We start from the raw sequence: 22168 nt of genomic DNA on the forward strand, positions 1-22168 counted from the left end.
GTTCTTCTAAAATATTGCTCGCCTCTAAGCTTGTGTGGTAGAGCCGAGGCATAATCTCTCTTCTGACTAGTTCCTTTCAGGATAATTGAAGTGAACGGATATACCTGCCTCTCTCAATTATCCCCCTGCATCATCCGGTTTATACCTGACACGGCGATGTGCTGGTCCGTAATGGCCTGTACCTGCTGTTGCCGGTAACTGAGCAGGGACTGGCGCTGGCGGATGATGTCGTCTATACCTGTGCCTGAAACGGAGTAGTTGGTCGTGAGCAGGCGGATGGTTTGTTCTGTCAGCGTGATCTGGTCTTTCAACAAGTTGATGCGGCTCACGGCACTTTGGTACTGGTAGAGCAGATTCTCCAGCTCTGTAAAAAGCTCACGCTCGGTTGCTTCTTTTTGATAAATTGCCGCCTGCTGTGAGAACTCCGCTTCCTTTTTGGCCGCATTGTATTTTTTACGGTAAATTGGCAGGGACACGCTCACCATCGGCATGATCATGTTTTCACCGCCCATCTGCATGCCATCATCCGGGCGAGGTTTGAAAATCATGTAGTTCAGCCCCAACCCGAACATCGGCCGCCCCATCAGCTGCGCCATGCGCAATTGTGACTCGCGCGCTTTTTCGTCCCACTCGTACATTTTGAGCATCGGGTGGTTCGAGCGTATAGAGTCTTCGATAAGGGACAAGGTAGCCGGAAGTGGCACAGGCAATAGCGTATCGGCTGATAGTACTGTCATACTTGGCCGTCGGCGCAGCAACTGGTTAAACTGTGCCTGCAACGGACGGCGGGCTTCGTGATGGATGAGCATCTGGTTCTCGAGCTCCTTCAACTGCAGGCGAATCAGCATCACATCGACCATGGAAGAGCCGCCCGAGCTGCTCATACTCGACATGCTGCTACCTGCAGAGGGCATGCTGCCAGCACCGCTTGCTGCACTGCCACCGGAGCCACCCATACCTGCCATACCTGAGCTACCACCACTGGAAGCACCAGCTGAACTGCTAGAACTTCCAGTCGTGCTGCGAGCTGGCGTGGCAGCGCCCGAAGTGCCGCCCGCCGGGGCCGATGTATACTTAGCCAGCGCCAGTCGTTCCAGTGCCTTCATGATCGCCACTTCCCGCTCCATCAGGACGGCTTCTTGGTCGTTCTGGTAGAGTTGGTACCAAACAGTGCGCACGTCGTGGTACAGGTTTATTTTCGCCTCGATAAAAGAAGAAAATTTCATCTGCGCCATGTAGTTCGCTTCCTCCCTGGCCGCCTTATTAGAACCAAACCAGGGGAACATCTGCATCACGGACACACCGCCTACCTCGTTGCCCATGTAGCGCTCCATCGGTTGCAAGAAGATATTAAAAGTAGCCTCCGGGTCCGGTAGCGCTCCCACCTGCGGGGCACGTTGCAGAGCTGCCTGGTACTCGGCGTAGCGGGCTTTCAGGGTCGGGCTGTTTTCGCCTGCCTCCACCAGGTACTCCTCCAGCGTCTGCGCCTGTGCCAGGGGCATTGCCCCCAGTAACAGTATTATATAGGCCAGTAACTTTTTCATACGGTTTCTTTTTTGATTTTGAGTTCTTCTCGCCAGCTGTACAGCACCGGCACGATCAGCAGCGTAATCAGGGCCACGAACATCCCCCCGAAGGAAGGGATCGCCATCGGAATCATGATGTCAGAGCCACGTCCGGAAGAGGTGAGCACCGGTAGTAGCGCCAGTAAGGTGGTGGCGGTGGTCATCAGGCAGGGAAGCACGCGGCGCTTTCCTGCCTCTAACACAGATGCCCGCACTTCGTCCCGTGTTTGTGGTCTGTTACGCTCGAAGCTTTGTTTCAAATACGTTCCCATCACTACACCATCGTCGGTGGCGATGCCGAACAGCGCAATAAAGCCCACCCACACGGCCACACTCAGGTTAAACGTGCGCATCTGGAAGAGTTCCCGCATGTTGGTCTCGCCGAACGAGAAGTTCATGAACCAGTCCTGACCGTAGAGCCACAGCATCATAAAGCCTCCGGCAAAAGCCATGGCAATAGCTGAGAAAACAAACAACGTGGTGCTAACTGATCGGAACTGGAAGTACAGAATCAGGAAGATGATCATCAAGCTGATTGGCACAATGAAAGCCAGCCGCTCCTCAGCCCGTATCTGATTTTCGTAGTTGCCCGAGAATTTGTAACTCACCCCTGCAGGTACCACCAGTTCGCCGGAAGTGATCTTCTGTTGCAGGTAGCGTTGCGCATCTTCCACCACCGCTCCTTCTGCAAATCCCTCCTGCTTGTCGAGCAGCACGTAGCCGGTCAGGAAGGAATCTTCAGAACGAATCATCATCGGCCCCGGACGGAACTCGACTTTAGCAATGGAGATCAGCGGAATCTGCCCTCCTTGCGGTGTGGCAATCATGATGCGGTTCACCGATTCAGGATCGTTACGGTACTCGCGGGCATAGCGTGCCCGGATGGAGTAGCGCTCCCGGCCTTCCACCGTGGTTGTCAGCGCCATGCCGCCCATCGCCACTTCGATGTACTCCTGCACATCGGCCACGTTTAGTCCGTAGCGACCCAGTGCGCGGCGGTCCAGGTCTATTTCCATGTAGGGCTTACCCAACGAGCGATCGGCAAAAACAGCCTCCGGTTTCACGGACGGCACCTCCTTGAGTAGCCGTTCCAACTGCATACTGAAGTCCTCTATGGTCTTCAGGTCGGGTCCGTATACCTTCACGCCCATGGGGGCGCGCATACCGGTCTGCAACATCACCAGTCGGGTTTCGATCGGCTGCAGCTTCGGGGCGGAAGTCACGCCCGGCAATTCGGCAGCGGCCACAATCTCGTTCCAGATATCTTCAGGGGTGCGGATGTGGTCGCGCCACTGACGGAAATACTCACCGCGCTCGTCTTCAATGAGTTTGCCATTTTCGTCACGCACAAAAATGCCTTCGTCGTCTACTTTAAAGCGAAGCTTATACCCGTTGGCATCGGTGATGTATTCTGATTTATACTGAATGACGTTCTCGTACATCGACATTGGGGCCGGGTCGAGCGCTGTCTCGGCTCGGCCGGCCTTGCCCACCACCATTTCTACCTCAGGTATAGCCGAAATCAGCATGTCGAGTTGTTGCAGGTAGCGCTTGTTAGCCTCCACGCCGGTGTGCGGCATAGAGGTCGGCATCAGCAGGAAAGCCCCCTCGTCGAGCGAGGGCATAAACTCCTTGCCCATACCTGGGAAGGTATGCGCCAGACTGCTCCATGGCGCTGAGGTGCGTACGTTCACCCCTACTTTATCGAAGCCATTCGCCACCCAGCCAAACACACCATTAAAACCCATCCAGATATTCAGACCAAGCAGCATGATGAAAGCCGGAATCAGCAGGAAAGTGCCTTTGTTGGCCAGGCACCAGCCCAGCACGCGCGGGTATACCTTGATAAAGAACAGGAACAAGCCCAGTGACAGGCCAATAATTAAGAGAATGAAAAGGAAATTGACGAAGTAGCTTACCGAAACCCCCAACGGCACCCACTCGGTGGCCAGCAGCCACGAAACGGCCAGCGCCATGATTCCCACCATCACCTGGCTGTGGTGTTTTCCGAAACGCTCCGGCTGGTAGATGTTGAGCAGGTTATTTGTTGCTACCAGAATGAGCGTTACACCCGCCAGCGGCAGAATGAACAAACCCGCTATACCTATACCTACCAGGGCCCAGTTCAGAATTTTACTCCACGCCATGCTGCGCGACTTCAGACCGAAAACCACATGCGCAAAGGCAGGCATGAACACAAGCGTGAAGACAAGCGAGGCAACAAGCGCGAAGGTTTTGGTATAGGCCAGCGGACCAAACAGTTTTCCCTCCGCCGCCTCCAGCGTAAATACCGGCAGAAACGAAACCACGGTGGTGGAAACGGCCGTTACGATGGCGGTGGCTACTTCTGTTGTGGCATCATAAACTGATTTGAGCAGCGACTGACCCGGCGGCGCTTCCTTCATGTGCCGCAGGATATTCTCGTTAAGAATGATGCCCAGATCGACCATGGTCCCGATGGCGATGGCTATACCTGACAGGGCCACAATGTTGGCGTCCACATCAAAGTATTTCATCATAATGAAGGTCATCAGCACCGCCAGCGGCAGTAGCGCCGAAATCATCAGCGAAGCCCGGAGGTTATATACCATCACGATGATCACGATAATGGTGATCAGAATCTGTAAAATAATGGCCGAGTTAAGTGTGCCAAGTGTCTCGTTGATCAGCTGTGTGCGGTCGTAGAAAGGCACTACGGTTACTTTGGAGGTTCGCCCGTCGGCCAGCTTTTTGGAAGGCAAACCCGCCGCGATTTCGTCCAGCTTCTCCTTCACGTTGTTGATCACGGCCAGCGGATTGTCGCCATACCGGGCGATGACCACGCCACCCACTGCCTCAGCGCCGCCCTTGTCGAGCACGCCCAGCATAGCGCGGTCAGCAGGTCCAATGTTCACCCGCCCGATGTCACGGATGCGGATCGGCACGTTGTTGGCCACCCGTACCGTCGCGTCTTCAATGTCACTGATTTCCTTTACATAGCCCAGCCCGCGTACCAGGTACTCGATCTGGTTGATCTCAACGGTGCTTGCTCCTACTTCCTGGTTACTGTTTTTGAGGGCGTTCATCACCTCCATCATGGAGACATTATTGGCCTTCATCGCCACCGGGTCGAGGTCCACCTGGTACTCTTTGATATAGCCGCCCACGGAGGCAACTTCCGCTACGCCCTGCGATCCGGATAGTGCATACTTCACATAAAAATCCTGGATGCTGCGTAGTTCGTGCAAGTCCCATCCGCCAGCCGGATTGCCATCCTCGTCGCGCCCCTCCAGGGTATACCAGTATACCTGCCCGAGTGCTGTGGCATCTGGTCCCAGCTTGGGTGTTATATCCGCAGGCAGCAGGTCGGCGGGTAAGGAGTTAAGTTTTTCGAGGATGCGGGAACGGCTCCAGTAGTACTCTACCTCATCGTCAAAAATGACATAGATGCTAGAAAAGCCGAACATGGACGTGGAGCGGATAGTCTTCACGCCGGGCATACCCAGCAGGGAAGTCGTCAAAGGATAGGTGATCTGATCCTCCACGTCCTGTGGGGAACGGCCCATCCATTCGGTAAAAATGATCTGCTGGTTTTCGCCGATGTCAGGTATGGCGTCAACCGGAACCGGGTCGCGAGGCAGGAAACTCACGTTCCAGTTGAAGGGCGCCACGATAATGCCCCAGCCCACGATAAGGAGCAGCAGCAGGACGGTTACCAGCTTCTGTTCCAGAAAGAATTTTATAATGCTGTTTAACATGCTCAGTTCGATTGAATGCAAAAAGAAATGGCGCTTCCCCTGAGAGAAAGCCAATAGCTATACCTGACCAGAAAGGCCGGGCATCATCGAAAAAGCAGGGTTATAGCAGGAAGGATTGCACAAGGACGGGGATGTCCTGCGCCAGGTATGGCGGTGCGTAGTCCGGCACATGAGTAAAGGCCGGTTCGTAAAGTTCGAAAAGTGCTGACCATACCGCCGTAAAAGCAGCAATAAAGGTCATATCCGGAACAGAGAGCTTAAAGGTCGGACTGAGTTGTTGCTCATCCTCTACTTCCAGCACCAAGGTATGGTCCTGGCAGCAATCGTCGTCCATGGCCGGCTTGTGGCAATCCGGCATGGCCTCGCGCTGTTTCTCCATGTCGCATTCGGCGCTGTGCGAGAAGAAAGCCGTCGACATAATCTCACCCGCACAAAAATGCTGTGTGATCGTCATCCCCAGCGAGGAGAAAACAACCAGCAAAGCCAGTGTCAGGGTCAGTATGGTGCGAGTCAGCTTCAAATGCTTGTGCGTCTGTTGTAACGAAGATATAGTTTCTTTTACAAAAGTAGGCAGTAAAAGTCGGAGGTGCTTACAGATTTCGTATTAAAACTTACAAATAACGACAGATGACCTCCAATTTGCGCCATAACGCTCCTTTGCCCGGACATGTTTCAATTCCGGCACAACTAAATATTCATGCAAAGACGTATAGCACTATAGTAAGATAATGACAACAGGAATCAGATGGCAACTACAGAACAGGAAGAACAGGGACGAGTGCGGGAGAGCACAGCTGACCGTATAAACGAGCGCATAGACAGCTCCATCCGGCAGAGCATCGCCCGTTACAAAGGCCGGAGTCATGGCGAGATATCCGAGCGTATCCGCGAGCTCGACCAGGAATGGAGCATCGAACGCACGTTGGAAGTAAACGCCTCTACATTGGCCTTGTCCGGCACGCTGTTGGGCGCTTTTGTAAACAAACGCTGGTTCATTCTGCCGGGCATTGTTAGTACGTTTTTGCTGCAACACGGCCTGCAGGGCTGGTGCCCTCCCCTGCCCGTCCTGCGGTCGCTCGGCATCCGCAGTCGCCGGGAGATAGACGAAGAACGTTACGCTCTCAAGGCTTTGCGCGGTGACTTTGATGACATTTCCCCTAAAAGCTCTCCCAATGAAATTCTGGACACAGTGCGGAATACGTAGGTATATAATTTATAAAAATGACAATCATCATCTTCTGACAGATTAAAAACATGGATATTTGTTCTTTTCCATGTTATGCGTCAAAAATCTGTTTCTATACCTGTCGTTCTATGGCTCATCAGCGGTATTGTGCTGGTGTTGGCCATGGTCATCATCGGGGGCATTACACGCCTTACCGGCTCCGGTCTTTCTATCACGGAGTGGAATTTAATTTCGGGTACGCTGCCTCCGCTTTCAGAAAACGAGTGGCTCGTCATGTTCGAGAAGTACAAGCAGTTTCCGGAGTACCAGAAGCTGAACTTCAGCATGACGCTCGCGGGCTTCAAACAGATCTTTATGTGGGAGTATCTGCACCGCCTGCTCGGCCGCATCATTGGCATCGTCTTCATTGTGCCTTTCCTTTATTTTCTGCTCCGCAAAATGCTGGCGCCCTGGCTGGTAAAGCGACTTGTCTTCATACTGCTGCTAGGTATGGCGCAGGGCCTGATGGGCTGGGTGATGGTGATGAGCGGACTCAGTGAGAATCCCCACGTGAGCCACTACAGACTAGCAGCACACCTTATGCTGGCATTGTCATTAGTAGGAGTCATCCTTTGGACAGTAGCCGACTTGGTTGCTCCTGTTGAGCAAAAATCTACAGCCAAGCGGCCCGCTTATACCTTATCGTGGCTGGTGCTGGGGGCTATAATGGTACAGATTGTACTGGGCGCTTTTGTGGCCGGCCTCAAGTCGGGTTTCTCCTACAACACCTGGCCGCTGATGCAGGGAGAGTTTCTCCCAAGTATCCTAAGTGGTGTTTCCTTTTCCGAATTTTTCGACCATGGCGTGGCCGTGCAGTTCATGCACCGTTGGTTTGCTTTTGTAGCACTTGCCGGCATTTTGCTGCTGTGGTACAGGGTGAAGCAACAGGTATGGAGAGGCCGCACACAACAGGTCGCCAGCTTATTACTCCTTACAGGTATAGCGCAAGTACTATTGGGCATCTTCACCCTCGTTCTGGTTGTGCCGATCAGCCTGGGCGTGCTGCACCAACTGGTAGCAGTTGTCCTGTTCTCCGTGGCCGTGCTGACCGTGCACCAGCTGCGCCAGCCGGAGTTGGTGAAAGCCGGTTATGCAACCTCTACCTCTCATCAACGCGTTTAGCTTATAGTACCCATGACCACTACCTACATGCACCAGCCCGCCTCTCAGCAAGCATCTTATCCTGAAAACGAAAGCACACGGATCTTTGATCTGATGTCATTTGACTTAGACTACAGTGACTTAGAAAAAGAGTTTGAGGAGCTTACTACCCTGGCTGCACGCGTGGCCGGCACAGAGGTCTCCCTGCTCAACCTGATCGACCTGTACACGCAGTGGACGGTGGCCGGCCACGGATTCCCGATGGTGCAGACGCCCCGCGAAAATTCGGTTTGTCAGTACACGATCCTGGAACAGGACCATTTTGAGGTAAAGAACCTGCAGGAGGACGAGCGATTCAAAGACCTGGCCGGCATCAAAGACGGGCCGATGATGCGTTATTATTTTGGCGTACCGCTCCGCACCCCGGACGGTCACAATATTGGTTCACTCTGTGTCCTGGATAGTCACGAGATCACACTTTCTGCTGATAAAGTTGACCTGCTCAAAGCCCTGGCCAAAGAAATTGTAAAACGGCTGCTATTGCTGAAAGAGGTGCGCCTAGTGCGCAGCGAACTGACGGAAGCCAGAGCCGTGATCAAACGGGTGGCACACGATGTGCGCGGACCGATCGGTGGCATAATAGGTCTAGCGAAAAGGCTTATTCAGAAAGAGGGCAAGAGTAGTCCGGAAGAAGTGCTTAAGATTAGCCAGATGATTCACAAGAGCAGTTCTTCGCTGCTGGCACTGGCAGATGAAATCCTGCAGCCCAATCAGCAGCCTGCAGAGCAATCCGAGATCCAGGATGGGATCACACTGGGGAGCTTTAGAGAAGCGCTCGAACAACTGTTCCTACCGCAGGCCACCGAAAAAGCCATCAGCTTCGGTGTGCACATCAACGAAGATCTCAGTGACATTACCTTCAACAAAACCAGGCTGATGCAGATTGTCGTCAATCTGGTTTCGAACGCGCTTAAGTTCACCCCTCCCTTAGGCGAAGTTTATGTGAACCTGGATCTTACCTTGTCGCAAAACAACCGGATACTGAAGATCCAGGTGCAGGACACCGGTATAGGCCTTAGCCCGGAGCAGGTCGATGCCATGGAGAAAGGACAATCGCCGAGCACCTCGGGCACGCAGGGCGAACTTGGCTACGGCATGGGCTTACAATTGGTACGCCAGCTACTCAAGAGCCTGCACGGTACCATGCAGGTACAAAGTACGCCGGGCCGTGGGTCTTCTTTTGAACTCTTCATTCCGATCGGCACCGTCTCCCACGCTGGCTAAACGCTACCAGAACAAAGGTCCGCTGCTTCCTGCGCGGCCTGTGGTAAGTGGGCGCAAGGTATAGGCTAAGCCGACCTCGTTAGTAGAGCGGCTGATAGAGCGGGCCTCCTGGATGGGGCTTTCGTAGGCGTACGTGATGCGGAACTGGCGGTAGTGCAGACCGGCTCCCACATGAAAGGCCTGGTCGTTGCGATAGCCTCCGCCTGCCCACAGCAAGTCGTTATACACCAGTTTCACCTGTCCTTCCACAGTGCCTTTTAGCTGCTCGTCGTACTGGTAGAGGCCATTGACGATCAACCCAAACGGCTCTGCCAGAGCGGCACGGAAGCCGGCCTGTGCGATGTGCTTCCGGGTATACACGTCTTTCATGAAACTGTCACCACTCTTCAAAAAATGGCCTTTGGTAATGTCCTGCATGGCGTAGCCCAGGTAGTAATTGGCGGAGGTCAGGGCAAAACCAAGGTTCAAATCAAACTTGCTCATGCTGTTCTGGTCGCCCAGCACATGCTGGTAGCGCGGGTCGCCTGTGTTGTCCACCACCAGGCTATTGCCGTCGAGCCGGAAGTTGTTGAAGGTAAGCGAGGTGCCAAAACGTAGACTGAGTAACTGCGAAAGCCGAACACCGGTGCCATAGTTCAATCCAAGCTGCGTTTCTCTAGTCGGGCCGAAGCGCTCCTGCAAGGCGATGAGGCCAAACGCATGCCGGGCGCCCATGTAATTGCTGCGTGAGTCCCGGTACTGGTAGTGGCTGGTTTTGTCTGTTTTCTTGTTCATATCCGCCAGATCCATCTCCCCTGAGAAAAAGAGCGTCTTGGGAGCATCCTCAAAACCCGTCCACTGGTTGCGGTAATAGGTCCGGAGCATAGAGCCTTCGCTGCCGGTGAGTGCCGGGTTGTAGAAATGCTGATACGCTGAAAAATTACTGATATACTTGCGGTTCTGCGCCTGCAGCCCCGAAACGGTCAAAAAAAATAGAGCTGCTAAAATTAATCTGTTCATGTACGGTTACTTAAGTACTGTTAATACACCCTTCTGCACCAGGTTGATATCCTTCACCTCGATGATGTAGAAATAAGAACCTTCTTTTACCTGCCCGTCCTGGCCGCGGCCGTCCCAGCCCTGCTCCGGATTGGTAGTATGGAAGAGTCTCCTGCCTGCCCGGTCGAACACTTGGATAATGATCTCGTCATAAAATTTAAGCTCCGGCACCGTCCAGGTATCGTTTAACCCGTCTCCATCTGGCGAAAAGGCATTGACCAGTTTGATCGGGTTAGCCGGCTGGTATACCTCCTTGTTGAGGGTGAAGGTCTGCTCAAAGCTGTTCTGGTAAGGATCGGTGGTGCGCACCCGAATCTGGAAGTTGCGGATGCCCGACAGTCCGGACGAGGACTTTAGGTATAGTTGGTTGTCTCTGAGCTCAAAAAAGCTGTTGTGTTCAGCACCCTGTCCGCTCACTAAGGTATAGGTATGGGTTTCATCATCGGGGTCGGTGGTGCTGAAAGTCAATAAACTCTCATCCGGAGTCGCGTTGGGTTTGAACGAGTTCTGGCTGGTGGCAATAGCTGTTGGTGGCAGATTCGGCTCTACGGTCACGGTAATGGTGGCCATGCGGTTGTCCTGATTGGTCGTATTCGGCTGCAGCACCAGTTCCCCGCTCAAGGTATAAACGCCGGGTTTCATACTGTTGTAGTCGCCTTGTTGCCACTTCACTTCCAGCTCTTCTTCCTCCCCATTGGTATAATTCACCTTCACCTGCGCAGGCAGCGGCAAATTTTCAAAGCTGGTTCGGAACGGCACTTTGATAGCCTCCAGGCTATTTACCGAGGCGATGTTCTTGGTCATTTTCACCACCTGTGCCGTGGCATCTGCACCACGGTTACCGGCGGCATCCACCTGGTAGAATGTGAGGGTGAGGGTGCCGTCATACAGACCGCTCAGGTCCAGGTTCTCTACGTTGAAGGAAGAAGCCGTCGTGCTGGCTGTGCCGGTCACATCAGTGCCACCTTTGTCACTGCTGATGGTGTAGAAGTACGTGGCGGCCTGCTCTGCTCCTTTCACGGTGAACGAAACCTGCTTTTGGTTGCTGTGATCTACTTTCTCGGTGCTGAAAGCCACGGTATAGCCGGATGGCGCTCTGCCGTCATAGCTAATGTTTAACGTGTTAGAGGCAGCATTGGGGTTGCCCGCTGCATCCTGTGCTATACCTGCCGCCAGCCGCACAGTCACTTCGCCATCTGCTGCTGGTTTGATCAGAGCGCTATAAGCTTGATCGTCTGTTTTCTTAAACTCACTGGCTGCCCCATTTGCTACGGTGATATCGGCAGCAGTGAACCCTTCTACCGCTTCGCTGAAACGGAAGCTCACGGTGAAAGGCTTATTGGTCAGTTCCGGAGCGTCGGTGCTCAGCACCACTGTAGGTGCTGTGGCATCGTACCGGCGCTTGAGGACGTTCGAAGCGGTGTTGCCATTTCCGGCCTGGTCTTCTACCTTGCGAGCGGCTAGTTGCAGGCTAACTTCCCCGTCTTTTTCAGGCGTCAGCACAACCGTATATGTGGTGTTGTCTTTTTTCTGTAGGTTGCTCAGTATGCCGTTAGTTACGCTAAAGGAGGTCAGGGCTATACCTGTCACGGGCTCGCTGAAACTGATCGTAACAGGTATAGCGGCATTCGTCAGTTCACCCGCCGTAGTAGCCAGCGTGACGGTTGGTGGCGCCACGTCATAAAGGCGCTTCAGTTCGGCAGAGGATTCATTGCCATTGCCGGCTTCGTCAGTTGCCTTGTTTTCCGCCAGACTCACCACTACCTCCCCGTCAGAAGCCGGGCTGATGGTGGCCGTATACACTGTAGCACTCTCGGCTTTCAGGTTTCCGGCAGAGCCATTCTGCACACTGATATCAGCTGCCGTAAAACCAGTTACTGCTTCATCAAAGGTAAACTTCACCGTAAAAGGCGCTTTCACGAGCTGCGGGGCATCCGAGCTCAGCGTCACTTTCGGACGCTTCAGGTCATAGGCGATCTCCAGTTTATTGGAGGCCGTGTTGCCGTTGCCCGCCAGGTCGGTCGCTTTGTCAGCGGCCAGACTTATGGCTACTGTACCCTGCCCGTTGACAGGTGGAGTGATGGTAGCGGTATAGGTGGATTTGTCCACTTCTTTCAGATCGCTCAGTGTACCGTCCGTCATAGTGATATCGGCGGCAGCAAGGCCGTATACCTCCTCCGTGAACTTAAGCTGTATCGGGAAGGCTTTGGTTACCGGGGCTTTCGCCTCGGTCGAGATGGCAACATCCGGACGGGTCAGGTCGATGGTGACGGTAAAGGTGCTGCTCACTTTGCTCACATTGCCCGCAATATCAGTTGCAATTGCAGTTAAACGGTACACGCCCGCTGGCAGGGCGGTGCCTTCGTAATTGAAAGTCCAGTCGCCACTGTTGTTGGCGTTAACTTTGCCCAGCACACCACGTTCGGCTTCACTCACGGTCACCTCTACTCCATTCTGCGCCTTACCAGCCAGACGAATGGTGTTATCGGAGGTCACACGATCGTTGTTAACAGGGCCACGATCTTCGGTGACAGCTGTAAAAACAGGAGGCGTTGGAGGTTCTGTGATGATGGTCCAGGTATAGGAAGCTGGTGTGGCGTCTTTTCGGCCACCCGCGTCCACGGCCCGCACAGACAAGGTATAGCGTCCGTCGACCAGGTTGCTTAAGGTATACGGGTTGCTGACAGCTTCATAAGCGCCTCCGTTCAGGCTCACTTCAAAGTATACGGGACTTTTATTGCTGGTAAATTCAAACGTTGGAGACTTCTCTTTTGATATTTCGGTCGGTTTTTTCGTGATGGTGGTCTCCGGGTTGCTAGCGGTAATACTGGCTGGTTTCAGGAGCGGGTTCAGGACCTTAAACCACTGATTGGCCATTTTCTGGTAGCCCGATGGTGCCGGGTGCAGGCTGTCGTCCATGTCACCGCCATTGCCTGCTAATTTGTAGATGATGCCGGCCGCTTTTTCCATGTCTACTACAATGAGCCGGTCGCTTTTAGTTTTGATGCGGTTCTCAGCCATAGCAGCCAGTTTCGCATTGAAACGCGAGGTATACTCCACCGCCGCCGGATCATTCTCTTGGGGAACGCGGTTAATGATGAGCCCCAGTACAACGGTTACCTCTTTGTTGGCCCTGGCTTCGTAGGCATCCACCTCGTCTAGTATAGCGGCCATTTCAGCAATGGCCTGCTCGTCGTCGGTGACGCCAAACTGCCCGCCGTTGGTGCCCAGATGCAGGAGCACCACATCGGGGTTGAACTTGTCCAGGTAGGTGCCCGAGCCACGTGATACCAACACATTGTCCTGGTTGCGGTAGCTGCTGGTGCGCAGCAAACTCGCGATGTCGCCGGTGCGGGATCCCGGAAAACCCGCATGCTGGTCGTTCGCCAGTGTGGCACTACCCGAGCGCTCACTGCCCACGAACGTGAATTTGGCGTTGGCCCCCATCAGCAAATCGTAGAGCTGCTTGCGATAAGCGATGCGCTCAGCGTCTGTTCGGTTGTCACTGAATTTGGTGCCGTGGGTGTTGGAGTCGCCGAGTGGCATGATATTAAAAATTTTGCTCTGCGCATGCGTCGTGGCATTCACCGTACTGCTCCAGGGCGAGTCACCGGAGCTCGTCACCGCTTTTACGCGGTAGTGGTAACTTTCCCCGTAGCCTAGCCCGCTATCACGGTAGGTATAGATCGTTTTGCCGCTTACGGCAGCAACGGTGGCATGCACTTGAAAGCCACTATTTGCGAAAAGAGAACGCTCCACCACATACTGGGTAGCGCCTGTTACGGCATTCCACTGAAGGGTAATGGCACCTACCAGCGAGGGCTGCGCTTTTACCGCTGCAGGCGCTGCAGCGGCTAGTGTACTGCCAAAATCAACTTTATTTGCAACTACAAGAGAGAATGGAAAAGTAAGGAACAGCAGAAAAAGACAAAAAAAACTATACCTTCTTTGCAGGTGAACTAAGTACTTATGATTCATACAAAATAGTGATGGCCGTTTAATGGAGCCTGCCAACGCGTGGTGGCAGTTCACACGGGTTAACGAAAAATGATTTTCAGGGTTCTATATTTTGTACAGAATATATAGTGCAGACGACCAGAGGGACATCACGATAGCAGCTTATTCCTGCTGCCACAAACCCTCCGGATCAGTAATACACCATCCAGACGCCCACCTGTCTGCTATGGGTCAACTGACTTCTCAACCATTTCCTGTTGGCGGGCAATTCCCTTTTAGAGACGAGGACAGCCTGGCCGCCAAGCATCTCCCGAAGTCTGGCAGAGTCCTGCCTGTCCTGAATCCGGAGCAGGTGGTTGCGCCACGCGTCACCTGCTTCAAACTTTGTTTCGCGTTTAAGGCTGTGGTGTTGGTCGCTCACCGATACAATATCCTTGTTTAGCGCAAAGGCCAGGGACGGTAGCAGACGGTCATAGACGATGATGGTTCTCCCCTGCAGATTCTCCTCCCTGATCAAATTGGCCACTGCTTTACTGGAGTTCATTTGCTCCGCATTGGCACCCAGGATGTGCGTCGAAAAGGGTATCAGAAATACGGTGAAGGCCAGTACAGCAGCCACCACTTGTTGTATACTTTGCTGCATGTACCGCCACAGCAGGTACAACACGCCCAGCATCAGCACTGCAAAAAGTACCAGGGGAAAAGGAACGGTGAAGCCCAAAGGCAGGAACCGTAGCAGTATAAGGCTAAGGACAACCAGGCCCAGGTATACGAAGGTGACCCGAGAGATAATCCGGAGGTCGCGCGCGGTCAGCTGATAGAGTAACCAGGAAATCAGCAGGGCTATACCTGCCAGCATCGGTAGGACGTACAAGATCAGCTTGGAACTTGAGAATGAGAAAAAAAGAAGCGGTATCAGCAGCCAGAGCTCAAAAAGCCGCTTGTGTTCGGGCAAGAGTTTTCGAAGTGCAGGTAGATGCAATAGCAACATGGCAGACCAGGGCAGGCTCAGAACAGGTATAAACGCCAAGTAAAACCACCACGGTTCGGACCGCCCAAAGGCCTCCGGACTGGTATAGCGCTTGACAATGTGGTTGAGCAGGAAATAATCGACAAACTGCCTGTCCTGCCACATCAGGTATACGTACCAGGAGGCACTTAGCACCAAAAACAGCGAGAAGGCTAACAAATGGTGTGCAAGACTGGAGTTTCCGGTTGAACCTTTTCCCCTATACCCTATCACGACGAGCACTGGAAATATCAGGCCCACCGGACCTTTGGTCAGAAAAGCGAGGGCCAGTGCCAGGTAAAACAGGTATAGCCAGGCGGGCTTTTTGCTGGGTTTATACCTCATCCAGGCCCAAATGGCCAGCAATTCGAAGGTAGCCAGAAATGAGTCCGTTGTCAGGTTACGGGCAGCGATCAGAACGGCGGGCATGGTCACGTAAATGATAAGAGCGGTTAGAGCCATTTTGCGTGACCCAAACAGCTCCTGCCCGATGAGGTATACCAGCAGGGCCTGTGCCAACAAAGAGAGTTGCAGAAAAAAACGCACCCCGAATTCATTCACACCGAACAGGCCCATACCTGCAGCAGAAATTATATAGGTGATGGGAGGCTTATGAAAGTGCTGTATACCAAGCAGGCGGGGATGCATCCAGTCACCGCTCAGCAGCATTTCGCGGCTGATCTCGGCATAGCGGGCTTCGCTGGTTTCCACCAAACCCCAACCGCCCAGGTTATAGAGCAGGACCAGCAAAAACACAAAAAGCAGTGCTGCCACAAGGGTATGGTGGCGCAGACCAGCAATAGCTTGCTTCATATCCAATCAGGAAACAGTACGTTGGCTAGTAGATTGTTTTTGCAGCCCCAGGTATAGGTTACGGCTGTAGGCCACGACGCCTACCACCTGCCCCAGCAGCAGAACCGGATCCAGGCGCAGCACGGCATAGGTCACGATCATCAGACTGCCTATCAGGCTAATCACCCAGAAACCGTTCGGCAAGATGGACTCCTGGGCTAGTTCTGAGTAATACCACTGGTACACAAAACGAAGCGTGAAGATGACCTGCCCTGCCCCACCCCAGGCTATGAGCAGACCCGATACCTTGCTGTGCTGCCAGATATACGCCAGGCTATACGCATCCCCGAAAACCAACCAGACCACTGCGCCCAGCGGGAACAGAACAGCCGGCCAACGCACCCAGGCAGGCAACTCACTCCAAACTCCTTTAAATTGCAGATTGCGCAGGTATATCAGGTAAGAGATCACTTGCCCGCCAATGATGACCAGGTCCTGGCGGAACATACCGTAGAGCATCAGCAGGAACGAAGCCAGCAGGCTGAACGTCCAGAACGAAGTGGGTGACAGCACTCTACCCGCCCGCTCCGACGTGATCCATTGTACCAGTATGCGAGCAGAGAACAGCGCTTGCGCCATCAGTCCCAGACTCAAGATGCCTATCTCAGACCTGCTCATGCCGTACCGCCGCCTTGTTGATGAATTGCTCAGAGATGGTATACCGGATGTAGCGTTTGCGCATCCACCGGAAGGCGAAGGTATCGTTCAGCGGCCCCCACAGGCGGTTGAACAGGTGGTATTTGGAAGTGCCCGCATAACGTTCAAAGTGCTGCACGGGGATTTGCTTTACTTTTCCGCCCTGCAGTTGTATAAGCGCCGGCAAAAAGCGGTGCATACCGTCGAAAAACGGGACGCGTCTGGCAAAGGCAGCGTCCATGATCTTTAACGGACAACCGGTATCGACAATCCCATCGTTGATCATGCGCCGCCTGAAACCGTTGGCGATCCTGGAGGAAATTTTCTTGACAAACGTATCCTTGCGCTTCGTCCGGATGCCGCAAATCATCTGGTACTCCGACAGGTGCTCGAAGAACAGCAGAAAATCCATTGGCGACGTCTGCAGGTCGGAGTCTATGTACCCAATATGAGTGCTTTGGCAATGGTCTATACCTGCTTTGATGGCCGTGCTCAGGCCACTGTTACGGCTCAGCGAAATGTAGTTGTATAGATTTTTTCGCCCGCATATCTCCCGGATCATGGACAGGCTGTTGTCTGTCGACCCGTCGTTGATAAACAACACCTCCGCCGGAATGGGAGACTGTGGAAGAAAGGCGTCCAGGGCCTCACTTAGGCGCACGAGGCATTCCACTTCGTTAAAGACGGGTACTAGAATCGTGAGGGAAGTTTTTGCAGGCCCCTCATTGTAAAGTTCATTTACCATACCTTGTTCTATTTAAGTCAAGTGAATACCGACACCCCCATCAGGCTGCTTTTTTGACAGGGCGTGCCGTATAGTAGGCTTTAAACCAATCAAGAAACTTTCCTATACCTTCCTCCAGGCTGGTGCGGGGCCTATACCCGATAGCCGTCACCAGCGATTCTACATCGGCATAGGTCACAGGCACATCGCCGGGCTGCATGGGCAGCAGGTCAATGCGGGCCTTTTTATGCAAGCCCCGCTCCAGGAGCGCCACCATCTCGAGCAACTGCACAGGCTGGTTGTTGCCAATATTGTACAGGCGATAGGGTGCTTCGGGAGCTCGCTTTTTAGTAACTTTTGGCGCGCGTAGCAGCAGTTTCGTCACGGCGGTCACCACATCGTCGATGTAGGTAAAATCACGCCACATATTCCCTTGGTTGTAAAGCCGGATGGTACGCTCCTCGGCAATGCATTTGGCAAAGTGCAGGCAGGCCATATCCGGTCTGCCCCAGGGACCATACACGGTGAAAAAACGCATGCCCGTGGTAGGTATACCGTACAAATGAGCATAGCTGTGCGCCATTACTTCGTTGGCCTTTTTGGTGGCGGCATAAAAAGAAATCGGCTGGTCTGTCCTGTGGCTGGTGGAAAAAGGGATCTCCACATGCTGGCCGTACACCGAACTGGAGGAGGCAAACAGGAAGTGCTTCACCGGATGTTTCCGGCAAGCTTCCAGCATGTTGGCAAATCCGACCAAATTACTTTCCACATAAGCCATCGGATTTTCCAGGCTGTACAACACCCCGGCCTGCGCGGCCAGGTGCACCACTATGTCAAATTGTTGTTCCTGAAAGAGTTTCTCAAGGGCGTTTGCATCGGTTAAATCAAGCAAAATAAATTGTTGGGACGGATTGTCGGCACTTCGGATGCAGGTATTGTAATGGATCAAGGCTCTGTCAAAGCCTTGTTGTTGGAGGCGATCGTATTTCAAGGCCGGATCATAGTAATGGTTGATGACATCAAGCCCTACCAATTCAAAATGTGCTCCCTGCAAAGCCATCACGACATGGTGCCCGATGAAGCCTGCACTGCCTGTAACCAAGACCTTTTTATTCCTGCTCATAATGATGCGAGCTATTACTAATTCAATCCAACACTATTCTGGTAGAATCATTAAATACGTATTGCAACAAAAATCAACAAAAGAATACAAAAATATATTTAACTATCCTTTTACTCGCCTCCCGTAAACGTTACCTGCCAACTGAACAATTGACTCTAGTCCGGGCGTGCTAGTAATAGGTGTGTTGCTTTAGTCTTTTGATAATATCCCGGATGAAAAAACATAAATTGCTGCGGCATGGAAAACAGGAAGGTACATTTGGTGCTGGGAAGCGGCGGTGCGCGCGGATTGGCTCATATCGGCGTCATTGAAGTGCTGGAGGAGAAAGGTTTTGAAATAGCCAGCGTCGTCGGCTGCTCAATGGGAGCTGTTGTGGGCGGCTTGTATGCAGCGGGCTTCAACCAGGCTTACAAAGAATGGATGTTTACCCTGACCAGAAGCTCGGTCTTCAACCTGCTCGACTTCACCTTCACCCGGCAAGGCTTCATCAAAGGCGAAAAGATATTTAACCTGCTGCGTGAAGTAACAGGTCCGCAGGATATCGAGCATCTGAAAGTTCCCTTCACGGCTGTGGCTACTGATATGCTCCGAAACCAGGAAGTAAATTATACTTCCGGTGATCTTTACAAGGCCCTGCGTGCTTCCATTGCTATACCTGGCGTGTTCACCCCGGTGCTTGAAAACGGGCAGTTTCTGGTTGACGGCGGTGTGCTTAATCCGCTCCCTCTTAACCTGGTGCGTAAAAAGGAAGGCGAACTGGTCGTGGCAGTCAATCTGAACGGTCCGGCTACCGAAGACAAACCGATGCTGAAGGTGAACGAACGCCCTGAAGCTGTGTCAGCCCTTTGGAAATGGCTGCAGCTAACTGGGCAGGACACTGAGAACGCTTCCGGTGATTTTTCACCACTATCAGATTACTCTCTTAGAGAGCTTCTGTTGCTGGCCTACCAAATGACACAAGATCGCCTGACCAACTTAATGCTACAGGTGCACCCACCTGATGTGCTGGTGGAAATACCAGTGAACTCCTGCTCCATTTTCGAATTTCACAAGGCCAAAAGCCAGATTGAATTGGGCCGCGAGATTTGCCACAGGGCTTTGGTATCACTTGAGAACTTTTAAGTTGAAACTGAAGCCGATGTAAACGAACTATCAGTGCTTATCGCTAACTTTAATTTATTGACGTCACGAATCGATAGCATGATATGTGGTTCTCCAAATCAAAAGAGGCTGTTCTGAAAGAACTGGCAGTAGATCCGGCTCAGGGACTCACTGAACAAGAAGTGAAAGTCCGTCTGGAAAAGTATGGCCCTAACAAGCTGACGGCAAAAAAGAAAAAGAGCATCTTGCAGCTATTCCTGGCCCAGCTTCAGGATTGGCTCATTTATGTGCTGTTTGCGGCGGTGGTGATCACCCTGTTCATGGGCGAATACATCGACGCCATCATCATCCTGGCTGTGATAATCCTCAATGCGGTGTTGGGTGTGGTGCAGGAAGTAAAGGCGGGCAATGCCATCGAAGCGTTGCAAAAAATAGCCTCCCCCAAAGCCCTCGTGCGCCGTGAGGGAGTCGTGAAAGAAGTTGACTCTGATACCGTAATGCCGGGCGATGTACTGATACTGGATGCTGGCAGGTATATTGCCGCTGACCTCCGCCTGCTTGAATCGGCCAACCTGCAGATAGAGGAGTCGGCCCTGACCGGCGAGTCCGTTCCCTCCCCCAAAGATGCCACCATTACTTTAAAAGCGCCCAATACACCCCTCGGCGACCGCGATAATGCCGCCTTCATGTCCACCTTGGTGACGGCGGGCAGAGGCGTGGGTGTGGTCGTGGGCACCGGCAGGCAGACCGAGGTGGGCAAGATCGCCACCATCATCGACACCGAAGAAGATGTTAAAACCCCGCTGGAGGTCCGGCTGAACAAACTCGGCAAATCGCTTGGCAAATTCGCGATTGGCATCTGTGTGCTGATCTTTGTGGTAGCCCTGCTGCAGGGCCGAGACCTGGCGGAGATGTTTCTTATTTCGGTTTCGCTGGCCGTAGCCTCTATACCGGAGGGACTGGCCGCCATCGTGGCCATTGTGCTTTCGATTGGCGTCACGAGCATGTCCAGACGCAACGCCATCATCAGGCGTTTGCCGGCGGTGGAGACACTGGGCTCCGTCAACATCATCTGTTCCGACAAAACGGGTACGCTCACCCAGAACAAGATGACGGTTCTGCGATACTTTAACTCCGAGGGGGAAGTGACAGTGGAGCGGGAAAAAGAGAATTCCCCTACCGAGGATGCAGCCCTGCTCGCCAAAGCCATGGTGCTCTGCTCCGACGCCACCTACGAAAACGGCGAAGGCACCGGCGACCCCACCGAAATCGCCCTGCTGATCCTGGGAGACGACTTAGGTATAGACCGCCAGGCACTGGGCAGGCAGAGCAAACGCATCGACGAATTTTCGTTCGATTCGGACCGGAAGCTGATGTCGACCCTGAACGAGGAAAACGGCAGGTATACGGTATACACCAAAGGCGCCATCGATAACCTCCTGCAACTGACCACGCGTGTACAAGAAAAAGGGCAGGTAGTCCCGCTCTCTGAGAAACACAGACAGCAGATGCAGGAAGCGACCGCCCGCATGTCGGAGCAAGCCCTTCGTACACTGGGGGTAGCCTACAAGCCCGTTGACACGGTAATTGGCGCCGATGAGATGGAGCAGGACCTGATCTTACTGGGGCTTGTCGGGATGATGGACCCTCCGAGAACGGAGGTAAAAGACTCCGTGCGTAAAGCAAAAGTAGCGGGTATCAAGACCGTCATGATCACGGGCGACCACAAGATCACTGCCTTCGCCATTGCCCATGAACTAGGTATAGCCGACAATCTGGACCAGGCTATTACAGGTCAGGAGATAGAAAGGCTAAGCGAGCACGAATTCAGCGAAAAGGTCAATGACTACCGCATCTTCGCGCGGGTTTCGCCGGAACACAAAGTTAAAATTGTGCGTGCTCTCAAGGCGCAGGGCAATGTGGTGTCGATGACTGGGGACGGCGTGAACGATGCACCCTCGCTCAATGCCGCCGACATCGGGGTGGCCATGGGCATTACGGGGACAGACGTGGCCAAAAATGCATCAGACATGATTCTGACCGATGATAATTTTGCCACGATTGTATCGGCTATCGAGCAGGGCCGGAACATCTACAACAACATCCGGAAAGCCGTCCTCTTTTTGCTGTCTTGTAACCTGGGTGAGGTAGTGGCCATGTTCATCACGCTGATGATCGGCTGGGAAGCGCCTCTGATCGCAACCCAGCTCCTCTGGATCAACCTGCTCACGGACTCTATGCCGGCCGTCGCACTGGGCATGGACCCCGGCGACCCGGATGTGATGCAGGAAAAGCCCCGCAACCCCAACGAAAGCTTCTTTACCGGCATTGCAGGCTGGCGTGTGCTGGGTGGTGGCATTCTGATCGGTACGCTCACCATTTTTTCCTTCTGGTTCGGCTACTACGAGCACGGCTACACCCCTTTTGATGATGTTGTGCCAGTCGCCACGCTGGAGAACGCCAGAACCCTGGCCTTTATGACGCTGGTGGCCTGCCAGCTCTTTTACTCTCTGGCCATGCGGCATCATACGAAATCCATTTTCCAGCTTGGCGTTTTCTCGAACAGGTACTTGATAGGCGCCATCGTGCTGGGGCTGGCACTGCAATTAGCGGTGATAACCGTCCCTTTTATGCGGAAGGCTTTCAACCTCACCATGCTCGATACACCTGGTTGGTTAATGGTACTAACCTTAGGATTAGTCCCGCTGCTGGTAAATGAACTGGGCAAAATATACCTGCGGGCGCGTAGGGAAAAATCAACAGCTTTGTAATTCAGGGTAGGACTCTTCCCTCCTTCACCTACTCCTGGTCCCCAG

General features: G+C 53.3%; 14 protein-coding genes. 5 read left to right on the forward strand and 9 right to left on the reverse strand.

What is annotated here, in order from left to right; translation table 11 throughout:
* Positions 1-113: 113 nt before the first annotated feature.
* The 3 genes from AC4QZR_RS05665 to AC4QZR_RS05675 all read right to left on the reverse strand — a co-directional run bounded on the left by AC4QZR_RS05665 (position 114) and on the right by AC4QZR_RS05675 (position 5822).
* Positions 114-1544 carry a TolC family protein gene (locus AC4QZR_RS05665; protein ID WP_494480025.1) on the reverse strand — a complete coding sequence of 477 codons (1431 nt, stop codon included), beginning with the start codon at positions 1542-1544 and terminating at the stop codon, positions 114-116.
* Positions 1541-5302, reverse strand: a complete 3762-nt coding sequence (locus tag AC4QZR_RS05670; RefSeq protein ID WP_494480026.1) for an efflux RND transporter permease subunit — start codon at positions 5300-5302, stop codon at positions 1541-1543. Before AC4QZR_RS05670 ends, AC4QZR_RS05665 begins: the two co-directional genes overlap by 4 nt.
* 100 nt (positions 5303-5402) lie before the next feature.
* Positions 5403-5822 (reverse strand): HYC_CC_PP family protein, encoded by a 420-nt coding sequence (locus AC4QZR_RS05675; RefSeq protein ID WP_494480027.1) that lies wholly within the window; start codon positions 5820-5822, stop codon positions 5403-5405.
* A 225-nt stretch (positions 5823-6047) separates the two neighbouring features.
* On the opposite strand from AC4QZR_RS05675, the gene AC4QZR_RS05680 reads away from it, so the two are divergent.
* The 3 genes from AC4QZR_RS05680 to AC4QZR_RS05690 all read left to right on the forward strand — a co-directional run bounded on the left by AC4QZR_RS05680 (position 6048) and on the right by AC4QZR_RS05690 (position 8912).
* Entirely contained in the window at positions 6048-6506 is a 459-nt protein-coding gene (locus AC4QZR_RS05680) for a hypothetical protein (RefSeq protein ID WP_494480028.1), read from the forward strand.
* Between the two features lie 75 nt (positions 6507-6581).
* Positions 6582-7649 carry a COX15/CtaA family protein gene (locus AC4QZR_RS05685; RefSeq protein ID WP_494480029.1) on the forward strand — a complete coding sequence of 356 codons (1068 nt, stop codon included), beginning with the start codon at positions 6582-6584 and terminating at the stop codon, positions 7647-7649.
* A gap of 12 nt (positions 7650-7661) precedes the next feature.
* The gene (locus tag AC4QZR_RS05690; RefSeq protein WP_494480030.1) at positions 7662-8912 is read left to right on the forward strand and encodes a GAF domain-containing sensor histidine kinase; all 1251 of its coding nucleotides are present in this window, start codon (positions 7662-7664) and stop codon (positions 8910-8912) included.
* 3 nt (positions 8913-8915) lie between these two features.
* Here the strand turns inward: AC4QZR_RS05690 and AC4QZR_RS05695 are convergent, their stop codons facing one another.
* The 6 genes from AC4QZR_RS05695 to AC4QZR_RS05720 all read right to left on the reverse strand — a co-directional run bounded on the left by AC4QZR_RS05695 (position 8916) and on the right by AC4QZR_RS05720 (position 18251).
* On the reverse strand, positions 8916-9911 hold the full coding sequence (locus AC4QZR_RS05695; protein WP_494480031.1) for a PorP/SprF family type IX secretion system membrane protein: 996 nt from the start codon (positions 9909-9911) through the stop codon (positions 8916-8918).
* Positions 9912-9917: 6 nt separating this feature from the next.
* On the reverse strand, positions 9918-13928 hold the full coding sequence (locus tag AC4QZR_RS05700; protein ID WP_494480032.1) for an Ig-like domain-containing protein: 4011 nt from the start codon (positions 13926-13928) through the stop codon (positions 9918-9920).
* 169 nt (positions 13929-14097) lie between these two features.
* Positions 14098-15729: an ArnT family glycosyltransferase gene (locus AC4QZR_RS05705; RefSeq protein WP_494480033.1), complete on the reverse strand. Its 1632-nt coding sequence runs from the start codon at positions 15727-15729 to the stop codon at positions 14098-14100.
* A gap of 6 nt (positions 15730-15735) precedes the next feature.
* On the reverse strand, positions 15736-16386 hold the full coding sequence (locus AC4QZR_RS05710; RefSeq protein ID WP_494480034.1) for a lipid-A-disaccharide synthase N-terminal domain-containing protein: 651 nt from the start codon (positions 16384-16386) through the stop codon (positions 15736-15738).
* Positions 16373-17149, reverse strand: a complete 777-nt coding sequence (locus AC4QZR_RS05715) for a glycosyltransferase family 2 protein (RefSeq protein ID WP_494480035.1) — start codon at positions 17147-17149, stop codon at positions 16373-16375. Before AC4QZR_RS05715 ends, AC4QZR_RS05710 begins: the two co-directional genes overlap by 14 nt.
* Positions 17150-17189: 40 nt before the next feature.
* Positions 17190-18251, reverse strand: coding sequence for an NAD-dependent epimerase/dehydratase family protein (locus tag AC4QZR_RS05720; protein WP_494480036.1), 1062 nt, complete (start codon positions 18249-18251; stop codon positions 17190-17192).
* Positions 18252-18488: 237 nt separating this feature from the next.
* Between AC4QZR_RS05720 and AC4QZR_RS05725 the strand changes: the two genes are divergently transcribed.
* Positions 18489-19373: a patatin-like phospholipase family protein gene (locus AC4QZR_RS05725; RefSeq protein WP_494480037.1), complete on the forward strand. Its 885-nt coding sequence runs from the start codon at positions 18489-18491 to the stop codon at positions 19371-19373.
* A gap of 83 nt (positions 19374-19456) precedes the next feature.
* Positions 19457-22123 carry a cation-translocating P-type ATPase gene (locus AC4QZR_RS05730; RefSeq protein ID WP_494480038.1) on the forward strand — a complete coding sequence of 889 codons (2667 nt, stop codon included), beginning with the start codon at positions 19457-19459 and terminating at the stop codon, positions 22121-22123.
* Positions 22124-22168: the final 45 nt, after the last annotated feature.

Source organism: Pontibacter sp. YIM B11418 (assembly GCF_059278805.1).